The sequence below is a fragment of the Candidatus Methylomirabilota bacterium genome (genome assembly GCA_027293415.1).
GTDB lineage: Bacteria > Methylomirabilota > Methylomirabilia > Methylomirabilales > CSP1-5 > CSP1-5.
The window spans coordinates 1-11,401 of sequence record JAPUFX010000057.1 but is presented as its reverse complement, the minus strand read 5'-3'; the positions used below and the strand labels follow the sequence as shown (position 1 = coordinate 11,401).

Annotated in this window: 12 protein-coding genes; 10 read left to right on the top strand and 2 right to left on the bottom strand. The window is 58.8% G+C overall.

Translation table 11 applies throughout. The features are described from left to right. Positions 1-565: 565 nt before the first annotated feature. From O6929_04345 to O6929_04300, 10 genes are all read left to right on the top strand, one after another. Positions 566-937 (top strand): Rap1a/Tai family immunity protein, encoded by a 372-nt coding sequence (locus O6929_04345; protein MCZ6479628.1) that lies wholly within the window; start codon positions 566-568, stop codon positions 935-937. A 30-nt stretch (positions 938-967) separates the two neighbouring features. Further along, entirely contained in the window at positions 968-1,231 is a 264-nt protein-coding gene (locus O6929_04340; GenBank protein MCZ6479627.1) for a glycine zipper family protein, read from the top strand. Between the two features lie 587 nt (positions 1,232-1,818). Next, entirely contained in the window at positions 1,819-3,021 is a 1,203-nt protein-coding gene (locus tag O6929_04335) for a hypothetical protein (GenBank protein MCZ6479626.1), read from the top strand. A 404-nt stretch (positions 3,022-3,425) separates the two neighbouring features. Continuing rightward, positions 3,426-4,577 (top strand): ABC transporter permease, encoded by a 1,152-nt coding sequence (locus tag O6929_04330; protein ID MCZ6479625.1) that lies wholly within the window; start codon positions 3,426-3,428, stop codon positions 4,575-4,577. A gap of 21 nt (positions 4,578-4,598) precedes the next feature. Further along, entirely contained in the window at positions 4,599-5,369 is a 771-nt protein-coding gene (locus O6929_04325) for an ATP-binding cassette domain-containing protein (GenBank protein ID MCZ6479624.1), read from the top strand. A 46-nt stretch (positions 5,370-5,415) separates the two neighbouring features. Continuing rightward, positions 5,416-6,411: an MlaD family protein gene (locus tag O6929_04320; GenBank protein MCZ6479623.1), complete on the top strand. Its 996-nt coding sequence runs from the start codon at positions 5,416-5,418 to the stop codon at positions 6,409-6,411. Between the two features lie 3 nt (positions 6,412-6,414). Further along, positions 6,415-7,023 (top strand): PqiC family protein, encoded by a 609-nt coding sequence (locus O6929_04315; protein MCZ6479622.1) that lies wholly within the window; start codon positions 6,415-6,417, stop codon positions 7,021-7,023. An 83-nt stretch (positions 7,024-7,106) separates the two neighbouring features. Beyond that, positions 7,107-7,466 carry a four helix bundle protein gene (locus O6929_04310; protein MCZ6479621.1) on the top strand — a complete coding sequence of 120 codons (360 nt, stop codon included), beginning with the start codon at positions 7,107-7,109 and terminating at the stop codon, positions 7,464-7,466. A gap of 88 nt (positions 7,467-7,554) precedes the next feature. Next, positions 7,555-8,049: a ferritin gene (locus O6929_04305; protein MCZ6479620.1), complete on the top strand. Its 495-nt coding sequence runs from the start codon at positions 7,555-7,557 to the stop codon at positions 8,047-8,049. Positions 8,050-8,194: 145 nt separating this feature from the next. Continuing rightward, entirely contained in the window at positions 8,195-9,181 is a 987-nt protein-coding gene (locus O6929_04300) for a 4-hydroxy-3-methylbut-2-enyl diphosphate reductase (GenBank protein ID MCZ6479619.1), read from the top strand. Here O6929_04300 and O6929_04295 read toward each other — a convergent pair. Together O6929_04295 and O6929_04290 are read right to left on the bottom strand one after the other, a co-directional pair. Further along, entirely contained in the window at positions 9,159-10,187 is a 1,029-nt protein-coding gene (locus tag O6929_04295; protein ID MCZ6479618.1) for a zinc-binding dehydrogenase, read from the bottom strand. The genes O6929_04300 and O6929_04295 overlap by 23 nt on opposite strands. Next, positions 10,184-11,230, bottom strand: coding sequence for an alcohol dehydrogenase catalytic domain-containing protein (locus tag O6929_04290; GenBank protein MCZ6479617.1), 1,047 nt, complete (start codon positions 11,228-11,230; stop codon positions 10,184-10,186). Before O6929_04290 ends, O6929_04295 begins: the two co-directional genes overlap by 4 nt. Positions 11,231-11,401 lie beyond the last annotated feature (171 nt).

Here is an 11,401-nt window from a genome sequence, read left to right as displayed (position 1 = left end):
TTCACTCGGGACCTTTTGCACGACCGTGATCTACCCCGTGATCCGGATCCTTCGTGGGAGAAAGGCAAATAAGCAGAGAGTCGCCAAACAAACAAGCAAGGGAGGTTTGCAAGAGAGCATGAGCCTGAAGGGTCCACGGATACGGAAAAACACTCATTTAGTGAACGAAGATCGCTTACAATCTCCCCAGATCAGGTGATAAGGACTCCCCTTTGGGTGACGAAAGGGTACGGAAACAGGCACTTCGTGTCAAGGGAAAACCGGATTCGCAATAATCTGTCCTGTAGTTGTGCTCCCGCCAGCCTGTGTGCCGTTTCGATCCTCTCGGTCTCCCGTCATGGCATAGGGGATTCCCCGGTGCAAACCATGGGCATTTCCCTGATAAAAAAGGGGGGGCGTACCGATTGACAGGGAGGGCTACCCCGGGGTAGGTTTAGGGGGCCTTTTGCGGTAACGAAAAGCAGTCTTTGCTTGTCAGTACTCCGAAGGGGGTTGGAAAGGATTGCCAGTACAAGCCCAATTGACGAGGTGTAGCCGAGGACTCGGACTTAGAAGGAGGGCGGTGATGAGCCGGAGACTGGTGGGCACCTGTGTGCTCCTGCTAGCGGGTTTCCTGTTGTCTGGGGCCGCCACGCAGGAGCACTTTCACGCTCGGACCGGAAAGGATCTGCTCGTGCTGTGCACGGCGGACAATGAGGACCCCTTACAACAAGCCGCGATCAACTTCTGTCTCGGCTTTGCGGTGGGGACATACCGGATGTTGGTCGATTTTACCAAACTAGATCCGGTAGTGTGCCTCCCGGAGAATCCGCCATCGCGCAACGAGGCCATTCAGATGTTCGTCGCGTGGGCGCAAGCGAACCCGCAGTACCAGAAAGACGCTCCCGAGGACATGGTGGTCCGCTTCATTCTGCAACAGTGGCCCTGTCCGAAGTAACGGGGCCGGGAGGAAAGAGTGATGCGATTCATGAAGGTAAGAAAATTGGCAGTGACGGCCATCCTGGCCGTGGCGATCTCGCTCGTCGGCTGCGGTACCACCACAGGCGAGCGGGCGGGAAGCGGTATGGTGATGGGGGCAGCCGGTGGAGCGGCCATCGGGGCGATGGCCGGGAATCCTGCCCTCGGGGCTGGCATCGGGGCCGGGGTGGGCCTGATTGGCGGCCTCATCGTCGACCAGAACAAGAAGGCCGAAGAGCGCGGCTACAAGAAGGGCCTGCAGGACGCCAAGTGAGGGCGCGTCCCGCACACCCAAGCATCCGAACTTATTGAATTTGCTGTGCCGTGCCTCGATCTACGCATCCGTAGGCCAGAGGTTTGAATCCTCTTGGGCCTACCACCAGATCAGGCACTTCTGACGCAGTCCCTCCTTCGATTTCTGCCGCAGGTACCATCTGCCACCCCTTCCATCGTCGAGTCCGTCTACGGCCGCCGTATTCCCTGTTGAGAGGCCCTCGTTACACACAAGGTATGAGGAGGGCAGATTTCTCTTGACAGGGAATTTTGGTAGAGATATACCATGTTATAAATATACCAAGTTAGCGGACGGTGACAGATGGCTAGTTCTCCTAATAAAAACGCGCAGATTCATGTTCGGGTCACGCGGGTGCTCAAGAAGGCGATAAAAATGCACTGTGTCCGCGAGGACACGACGGAGCAAGCCTGGATCGCGAAATTAGTCGAGGGCGAGCTTGCACGGAAAGCCCCAGATCTCTGGCCGGAGAAGACGTCCGCCCCTCATAAGATACAGAGGGGGCGGTGAGGGTAGGTTCGAGGGACCCAATCGCGAGGTCGACCCGATCGGGTAAAAGGGAGGGGGTCATGCGCAAAAAAGATCAAAGGCATTCGACAGACTATCTCAGAGTGATGATTGTCGGGCTGGCGATGGTTCTCGCCGGCTGTATGGGGGCGCCGGCGCTTCATCGAGCCGTGCTCGGTTATGACGCGGTCACGTCAGAACTGGAGCAGCAGTTGCTGTTGCTTAATATCGCACGCTATGACGCGGGCCGCCCGGTCCATTTTACCGTCACATCGAGCATTGCTGCGACGTTTGACTGGACAACGACCGTTGGGGTGGGTGGGCAGCTCGAGGAGTCAGCGGGTACGAATTTCTTTAATTTTAACCTCGGCGCCAGCGCGTCCGAGAACCCCACATTCAGCATCACTCCAGTCTCTGGCCAGGATTTTACGAAACGCGTTTTGACACCCCTCCATGAAGACGTCTTTGAGTTCTCTGTCACCCAAGGAAAGAAAATGGAAGAAGTGATGCGCCTGATGGCGGCTGCAATCCGGGTCCAGAAGCTCGACGGCACTTTTGTCCGCTATATCGGAAACGATCCGTCACGCCCAAAACAGTACGAAGAGTTTCGTCGGATCGCCCTGCACCTGGAGTGGCTCAACGTTAATCGGCATCTCTTTATTCGCTCGCTCGTCTTCGCAGAAACGTTGGTCGCGGACTTCAAGGGGGTGCCGCGCGCCGAGGATATCAACGACGGCTTCACCATGGGTATGAGGTGGCGTCAGAAGCCGGACGGCAACTACAAGCTCACCCGGTTAAGTAGTGGCCGCGTCGTCGTCACGAATTACGACCCACAAACGCTCAGCGACGAGGAACGGTGGGCGCTCAACGATAAGATCAAGAGAAACGCGACGCACTTCATCTACCTGGATATACGTCCCGGCTATCCGGGAGGCGATTTCCCTATCCAAGGCGCGATCAAGCTGCGAAGCATGATCTCGATAATCCGTTTTGTTGCCGCTGGAATAGGACAGACTCGAGAGTTCGACGTGAAGAAAGATCCAAGAACAGGCCCGGTTGAGGAAGGCCCAGCGGTAACGCTGCAAATCAATGTCACCGATGCCAAGCCTACGGCCAATGTCGCATCGATCAAGTACGCGGGAAAATATTACAGCGTTGCTGACACCCCGTGGGACAAATCCGTTTTTCGGTCTCTTAATCGTTTGTTCCAGATCGCTGTGGGTGATGTCGAGGATGTCGGCATCCCGATCACGATTGCGAAGTAGGCGGGGAACCAAGAGCGGTTGCGGATGGGTTGCGTCTTTGGGTCACGACAGGGTACGCTTTGCCGCGTCCCTCATACATTGTCCAAACGGTCCACCACCGCCTCATTCCCCCCCAGACCAGGTTGTTGAGGTATCGGTCTCGGTATCGCTTCGATGGCATAGGGGATTCCCCCGATGCAAACCATAGCAGTTTTCCCGATAGAAAAAACGGGTCCAGCCCTGATTTACAGATCCAGGGCTTGCTATGTAGAGTGCACTGGGCGGCTCATAGGTAAGCAATATATTGGCCGTACCATGCTGTGCACCAACGGTTGACAAACGACTCTACATCAGGTAGGCTCCCTTCCCCTTTCGAATGAAGGACTTAGCTGAACGCTGAACGCTGATTGCTGAATGCTAAATATATGAAAAGCGTGACGAAAACGACCCCCTCGCAAAGCGAGATCAGCTTCAGTCGTCCGACGGACGACACGCTGCTTGTCCGGCTCTCCGGGAGCTGGAAGATGCAGGATAAGCTGCCCTCGCACACCGAGGTAGAGCAGCAGGTTGCATCCGGCCCTCGGGTCAAGCGCGTCGCCTTTGATACCCAGGGTATCACGGCCTGGGATTCTGTGTTCGTCACCTTCGTGCTGAAGATCCTTACTCAGAACACACAGAACCAGATCGAGACGGACCGGGCGGGTCTGCCGGAGGGGGTGAGACGACTCCTGGCACTCGCCACCGCGGTTCCAGAGCGCGAGGGCGCGGCGAAGAAGGCGGTTCGTATCCCGCGTCTGGTCCGCGTCGGCAAGGGGACGATTGCTGCGGTCGAAGAAGCAAAGGGAATGCTCGCCTTCCTGGGCGAGGCCTTGCTGGCGTTCCTCACGTTCTTGCGTGGGAAGGCACGCTTCCGCCGATCGGACCTCTTCCTGATCATACAAGAGAGTGGTGCCAACGCGTTAGGCATTGTTACGCTCATCAGTTTCCTGGTGGGCCTGATCCTTGCGTTTATGGGGGGGATCCAACTGCGGCAATTCGCGGCAGAGATCTATGTGGCCAACCTTGTGGGACTGGGCATGATACGCGAGATGGCGCCCATCATGACTGGCATTATCATGGCCGGACGCACCGGGGCGGCGTTTGCCGCGCAGCTCGGCACGATGCAGGTGAACGAGGAGATCGATGCGCTCAAGGTCCTGGGGCTCTCACCCATGGAATTCCTGGTCTTGCCGCGCATGCTGGCACTCGTGTTGATGATGCCGCTGCTCACCTTGTATGCGGACCTTGTAAGCATCCTAGGCGGCCTCGTCGTGGCGCAGGGATTCGGTATCTCCGCAACGGAGTACCTCATCCAGACGATGAAGGCGGTCCACCTGCACGATCTTGCCGTGGGGCTCTTCAAGAGCGCGGTGTTTGGCGTCATCGTGGCCGTTTCCGGGTGCCTGCGGGGCATTCAGTGCGGGCGAAGTGCCCAGGCGGTCGGAGAAGCAACCACCTCGGCGGTGGTGATGGCCATTGTCCTCATCATTACACTTGACGGGATCCTTGCAGTTGTTACCGATGTGATCGGTATCTAGCAACAGAGGAGTGTCAAGGAAATGACACAGTCCGAGGCGCGCATCACGGTTCAAAATGTCACGATGGCCTACGGGGATTTCGTGATCCAGCGCGACCTGAACTTCTCGGTCAAAGCTGGCGAAATTTTCATTATTATGGGCGGGAGTGGTTGTGGCAAGAGCACGGTCATGCGGGCCCTGATCGGACTCAAGGCACCGGCGCGCGGGGACGTGCTGTACGACGGCAAGAATTTCTGGAAGGCAGAGCCGTCGGAACGCGAACGTATGAATCGACGCTTCGGGGTGTGCTATCAAAGTGGTGCGCTCTGGAGCTCCATGACGTTAGCCGAAAACGTGGGCCTGGCGCTGGGGGAGTATACGAGTCTCAGGGCTGGCGAGATTCGCGAAATCGCGTCGCTGAAACTGGCGCTGGTGGGCCTGGCTGGCTTCGAAGATTATTATCCGTCCGAGATCAGCGGGGGTATGCAGAAGCGGGTTGGCGTGGCCCGGGCTTTGGCGATGGACCCTGATATCCTCTTCTTTGACGAGCCGTCGGCGGGACTCGATCCGATCAGCTCAAAGCTGCTGGATGACCTGATCCTTGAGCTGCGAGACAGTCTCGGCGCAACCGTGGTCGTGGTGACGCACGAACTCGCGAGCATCTTTGGTATTGCCGACAGCTCGGTCTTCCTTGATCCCGAGACCAAGACGATGCTCGCCGTGGGGAACCCCAAGACCCTGCGCGACCAGTCGGCGAATCCGAAGATTCGCACTTTTCTCACCCGAGGCGAGATAGCTTCGGCAACGAAGTGATAACAAGGCCCGGGATCTGGCCCCGGGCCGGGATGGGAGTTGAGTCATGGGTAAAAAAGCGAATCCGGCAGTCATCGGTGGCTTTGTCGTGGGTGCGGCGGCCCTGCTCGTCGTCGGAGTGCTGGTCTTCGGGAGTGGCAAGTTCTGGAAAACTACGCGTCCCTGGGTTTCATACTTTCCCGGTTCCGTGAAGGGCCTACAAATTGGGGCCCCGGTGACCTTCAGAGGTGTCAAGATCGGTCAGGTCACCATCATCAAAGCGGTACTCAACGTCAGGGAGGAACCGTTGACGATACTGACTCCGGTGTACTGGGAATTCGAGACGGACACGGTTGAGACAGTTGGGATTTCAAGAGCCGAACTGAATAAAATGCAGGCGGCTGGGCGACCGGTCTCTCAACTACTGATCAAACGTGGGTTGAGAGCCCAGCTGCAATTGCAGAGTTTTGTGACGGGCCAGAAATTCATCCAGCTCGACTTTCATCCCGACAGTCCTATCAGGCTGGTCGGCGTTGACACCGATGTTCCAGAGTATCCGACTGTTGAATCAGGCATGGAAAAGTTGACCGCGTCGATCCAAGAGCTTCCGCTCAGGGAAATCGGTGATGCCGCGCTGAGTCTGATCCGGCATGCGGATCAACTGGTGAATTCACCCGAAGTGAAGGCAGTTCTGCGCTCCGCGAACGAAACCCTGAAGACGTACGACAAGGTGGGGCGAGATATCAATGAGCAGGTCCTGCCGCCGACCTCGAAGCTGATCAAGGACATCAATACTCAGATCATACCGCAGACTTCGAAGCTGGTCCGAGACCTCGATAGCCAAGTCACGCCGGCGGCTCGTGACGCCCTGAAGGAAGCTGAGGCGACGCTCGCGACGTACAGAGGCCTCCTCGCAGAGGGTTCGCCGGTGCGGTACGAACTGGTGAAACTGCTCTCTGAGGGGGCTGCGGCAGCGCGCTCCTTGCGTGTTTTGGCCGATTATCTCGAGCGACACCCAGAAGCCTTGCTTGCCGGCAAGGGCGGCCCGGGTGGCAGGAGGTAAAGCATGCGCCGTCTCATTCTTCCACTCGTTGTCGTCGCCCTCGGCGCCTCCATGCTGGGCGGGTGCATAGGGAAAAGCAAGCCCTCGAAATTCTATCTCTTGAGTCCCCTCCCCGATGCGAAGGCGGGGAAACAGGTCGCAGCGGGTGAGCGGGATCTCGCAGTCGGGATCGGGCCTATCGACCTTCCACCCTATCTGGATCGGACGCAGATCGTGGTCCGCGCCAGCCCGAATCAACTCGACCTTGCCGAGTTCGATCGGTGGGCAGAGTCGCTGCGGCACAACTTCTCCCGCACGCTCACGGAAAATCTGTCGATCCTGCTCGCGACGCATCATGTCGCCGTCTTCCCATGGGACGGGTCGACTCCGATCGACTACCAGGTCGAGGTGGAGGTCACTCGATTTGAAGGCGACGCAGATGGGAACGCGGTGCTGATCGCTCGATGGAGCATCTTTGGGAAAGGTATGAGAGAACTGCTCGTGAGAAGGAGATCACGCTTTAGCGAGCCTGCCGGTACGGAGGACTACGAGGCGTTGGTTTCCGCCATGAGCCGGACGCTCGGGAATCTCAGTCGCGAGATTGCCACAGCGATCGAGACCGTCTCGCGGTAACTGCCGGATCGATAGTTTAAGACTTCAGCTTTCAGCAATCAGCGGTCAGCTATCAGCCAAGACTTTCTAACTAAGTACCTAGAATGAGGGACTTTAGAGAGCTAAAAGTGTGGGAGAAGGCTCATCACCTGACCTTGGCGGTTTACAACGCCACCACAACGTTTCCAAGAGATGAGTTATACGGCCTCACAAGTCAGATCCGACGCTCTTGCGCTTCTATCCCCGCGAACATTGCCGAAGGCTGTGGAAGGGGTGGAGATCCCGAGTTTGCCCGTTTTCTTCGGATTGCGATGGGTTCGGCAAGCGAGTTGGAATACCACTTACTGCTCGCCTGTGATCTCAGCTTTTTGGATAGTGTAGAATACGAGCGCTTTGCAAGTCAGGTGACCGAGGTGAAACGGATGCTTACAGTGTTTATTCAGAAGCTGACCGCTGACGGCTGACCGCTGAGAGGAGGATAAGCGGTCAGCAATCAGCTGCCAGCTAAAGGAAAAGTCACCGAACTCTGGATACAGAAAGGAGACTGGAACCATGCTGAGCCAGTCACTCCAGAAAGCGATCAATGATCAGATCAAAAACGAGCTATATTCCGCATATGTGTACCTTTCGATGTCGGCGTACCTCGAGACAATCCACCTGTCGGGATCTGCGCGGTGGATGCGCATGCAAAGCCAGGAAGAAGCATCGCATGCGATGAAGTTCTTCGACTACGTCCTCGAACGGGAGGGTCGCGTGGTGCTGCAGGCCATCGAACAACCGCCTCAGAAGTTCAAGTCGATGCTCGATGTTTTTCAGCAAGCGCTCGAGAACGAGCGGAAGGTCACCGGCATGATCCACCGCCTGTATGATCTGGCGGCTAAGGAGCGTGACTACGCGACCCAAGTGATGCTCCAGTGGTTTATCACAGAGCAGGTGGAAGAGGAGAAAAATGCTGGCGAGGTTGTGGACCAGATCAAAATGATCGGAGATCAGCCCGCAGCGCTGTTCTTCTTGGATAAGCAGTTGGGCGCCCGCGAGGCGGAGTAAGTCAGGGTAAGGTTTGCCGAAAGGGCTTGACCGCGTGAGAGCACCTGACTAGACTCGTTATGTTACCCAGATTCCATGACCTTCCCGCCTGCTGCCGGGAGCCGGTGAAGGCCCTGGAGAAGGCGGGCTGACGATAGGGGGGCGTATGGGCATCGAGCGGGTGATCTTGGCGGCGCCGAGGGGCTTTTGCGCGGGCGTGGACCGGGCGATCGATATCGTCAATCTGGCCCTGGAGCTGTACGGCAGCCCCGTGTACGTCCGGAAAGAGATCGTGCACAACGCGCACGTAGTGCAGGAGCTCGGGGGACGGGGAGCGGTCTTTGTGGACGACTTGGAGGAAGTGCCCGACGGGGCCCGCGTGATCTTCAGCGCGCACGGCATCGCGCCGGAGGTCCGGACGCAGGCGGCGGCCAAGGGACTTCGGGTCATTGACGCCACGTGCCCCCTCGTCACCAAGGTCCATTACGAGGCCCTCAAGTATGATCGGGATGGCCGCTGGGTCATTCTGGTGGGGCATGCCGGCCATGATGAAGTGATCGGCACCATGGGCCATGCGCCGGGGCGGATGCAGCTCGTGGGTACGGTAGAGGAGGCGGAACAGGTCCAGGTCTCGGACCCGGATCGGGTTTCGGTGATCACCCAAACGACGTTGAGCATCGATGATACCGGAGAGATCATTGCAGTCCTCAAGCGGCGATTTCCCAGCGCCGTCTTTCCCCCCAAGGATGATATCTGCTATGCCACCCAGAACCGTCAGGTAGCGGTGAAACAGATGGCCGGGACAATCGACCTCCTCCTGGTCATCGGCTCTCCCAATAGCTCGAACTCGATGCGCCTGGTCGAGGTAGCCCAGGCGGACGGGGTGCGGGCCTATCTGATCGATGATGTCTCCGAGATAGACCCTGTGTGGCTCGAGGGGGCCCGGACCGTGGGGATCACCGCGGGTGCCTCGGCGCCCGAGCACCTGGTCCAGGAGGCCATCGATTTCTTCCGCCGCAGTGGAGTGAGCCAGGTGGAAGAATGGGACGGAATCCGGGAGGATGTGGTCTTTGCCCTGCCCCCGGAGATCCAGAAGGATGTGCCGGCAGGGAGCACGGCACCGCGGTCACTTAGGGTTTCAGGACAACCTTGATCGCCTCGCCCCGGGCTAGGAGGTCGAAGGCCTCCGGTAGGGCGCCAAGCGCCATCCTGTGGGTGAGAAATAGATTCGTGTCCACCACTCCCTGAGCGAGGAGCGCAAGGGCCTCCCGGATGTGGCGGGGGGTGTGGTGGAAGACACCGACGAGCGTGAGCTCCTCGTAGTGCATCCGACGGGTATCGACCTGAAAGGTGGTCCCAGGCTCGCAGCCCCCAAAGAGGACCACCGTTCCCGCCTTGCGCGTCACCTCGACCGCTTGTTCCCACACCTCGGGTCTCCCCGTTGCCTCGATCGTGACGTCGGCACCACGCCCCTCGGGGCTTAACCGCCGGACCTCTGCGACCACGTTCTCTGTCCGCGCTGCATCCAGGATCTCATCAGCACCCGCCTCAGCGGCTTTTCTCAGGCGGAACTCCCCCTTCCCCACGACCAAAACCCTGCCCCCCTGGCCTTTTGCTAACTGGGTGAGGAGGAGTCCCATCGGTCCGGCCCCGAAAATACACAGGGTCTGCCCGAGCTGCACTCCGGAGCGCTCGATGCCGTAGAGAGCACAGGCTAACGGTTCGACCAGGGCGGCCTGGGCAAAAGTGAGATGGTCCGGGATCGTGAGGAGGTTCTGTTCAACAATCCGGGCCGGGACGCGGATGTACTCGGCGTAAGCACCATTGAGCAGCTCCAGGTCCTCGCAGAGGTTGACCCGCCCGATTTGACAGGGGAAGCAGCGGTGGCACGGGGCGGAGTTGGCCGCGACCACGCGGTCTTCCACACGTATATGCCTGACCCCCTCCCCGACCCCCTCGACCGTGCCAGCCCACTCGTGGCCAAAAAGGGCGGGGGTCTTTTTGATCATCACCGGGTGCCCCCGGCGGTACGTTTTGAGATCCGTCCCGCAAGTCAGCGCCGAGCCGATCCGGACCAGGACTTCTCCGGGTCCCGGCGTTGGGGTGTCCACCTCTTCAAACCGGATATCTCCCGGACGATAAAACACCACTGCCTTCATATCCCTACCTCGACAAAGACCTTGAGAGCGTCCTTTTCCCGAAAGAGGCGCATGCCATGGGCCAGGTCAGCCAAGGGAACCCTGTGGGTGATGAGTTCCTTCACCCGGACCTTTCGGTCGGCAAGAAGAGTGAGGGCCTCCTGAAGCTCTATGGTAGAGGGGGAGTAGCTGCTGACGATACTGAGTTCGCGGTGGAAGAAGCGGTGGATGTCCAGATCAACCGGGGGTTGACCCGGTTCGGAGGCAAAGAGGACGAGGACCCCACCATCTCGGAGCAAGTCGGCAGCCTCGGCAAACGCCCGCGGTCCACCCGCAGTCAGGATGGCGGCGTCGGCCCCGCGGCCGTTGGTTGCATCCCGCACCGCCTGGGCCACCTCGGGGCGTCCCGGGGTAAGGGTCAAGTCCGTCCCCAGGGTCTTGGCGCGCTCGAGGCGGTCCGAGAGGATGTCGAGCCCGATCACGCGGGTCTGGTGGAGCTTGAGGACCTGTACCATCATGAGGCCGATGGAGCCCAGCCCGAACACGAGGACGGTGTCGGAGAGGAGGGGATTCAGTCGCTTCACCCCCCTGATACAGCAGGCGAGCGGTTCGGTGAAGGCGGCCTCTTCGTCCTCTAGAGGAGGCAAGATCGGAAACGTGGCGTATTGGACATTCAGCGCCGGGACCCGAATGTATTCGGCAAAGCCTCCCGGGTCGATATTGGAGGCTTTGAAGGTCCGACACATCGAGAAGTTGCCGTGTTTGCAGTAATGGCAGGCATAGCAGGGGACGTGGTGAGAGACAACCACGCGCTCGCCCGTCGTGATTCCTCGGACCCCTTCGCCCACGGCCGAGACGGTTCCCACCACCTCGTGCCCGAGGACCGTGGGAGGCGTCACGAGGGCGTGATCCACCTTGGACACGTCGGTCGCACAGAGACCACATCCGCTGACCTTGACCAGGAGTTCCCCCGGCCCGATCTTGGGCAGGGGAAGCTGGTCCAGGCGAATCTGCCGATTCCCCTGGTACACAGCCGCATTCATCGTCGTCGTTTCACGGTTCATGGTTCACGCGGTTCAGGGTTCAGAGTTCATGGTTCAGGGAGTTAAGAGTTCAGAGTTAAATTCGAATTTCGAATGTCGAATTTCGAAATCCTCCGGTAATCGGTCATCGGATTTTCGCCCAGGTGGTAACGGCGATCTGGAGTTTCCGGGGACTGGATAGGGCAGCGCGCC

Excerpts from the sequence above, each read along its gene's own strand:
- O6929_04345 (MCZ6479628.1), top strand. The coding sequence starts at position 566 with ATGAGCCGGAGACTGGTGGGCACCTGTGTGCTCCTGCTAGCGGGTTTC.
- O6929_04295 (MCZ6479618.1), bottom strand. The coding sequence starts at position 10,187 with ATGAAGGCAGTGGTGTTTTATCGTCCGGGAGATATCCGGTTTGAAGAG.
- O6929_04300 (MCZ6479619.1), top strand. The coding sequence starts at position 8,195 with ATGGGCATCGAGCGGGTGATCTTGGCGGCGCCGAGGGGCTTTTGCGCG.
- O6929_04340 (MCZ6479627.1), top strand. The coding sequence starts at position 968 with ATGAAGGTAAGAAAATTGGCAGTGACGGCCATCCTGGCCGTGGCGATC.
- O6929_04330 (MCZ6479625.1), top strand. The coding sequence starts at position 3,426 with ATGAAAAGCGTGACGAAAACGACCCCCTCGCAAAGCGAGATCAGCTTC.
- O6929_04335 (MCZ6479626.1), top strand. The coding sequence starts at position 1,819 with ATGCGCAAAAAAGATCAAAGGCATTCGACAGACTATCTCAGAGTGATG.
- O6929_04310 (MCZ6479621.1), top strand. The coding sequence starts at position 7,107 with ATGAGGGACTTTAGAGAGCTAAAAGTGTGGGAGAAGGCTCATCACCTG.
- O6929_04315 (MCZ6479622.1), top strand. The coding sequence starts at position 6,415 with ATGCGCCGTCTCATTCTTCCACTCGTTGTCGTCGCCCTCGGCGCCTCC.
- O6929_04290 (MCZ6479617.1), bottom strand. The coding sequence starts at position 11,230 with ATGAACCGTGAAACGACGACGATGAATGCGGCTGTGTACCAGGGGAAT.
- O6929_04305 (MCZ6479620.1), top strand. The coding sequence starts at position 7,555 with ATGCTGAGCCAGTCACTCCAGAAAGCGATCAATGATCAGATCAAAAAC.
- O6929_04325 (MCZ6479624.1), top strand. The coding sequence starts at position 4,599 with ATGACACAGTCCGAGGCGCGCATCACGGTTCAAAATGTCACGATGGCC.
- O6929_04320 (MCZ6479623.1), top strand. The coding sequence starts at position 5,416 with ATGGGTAAAAAAGCGAATCCGGCAGTCATCGGTGGCTTTGTCGTGGGT.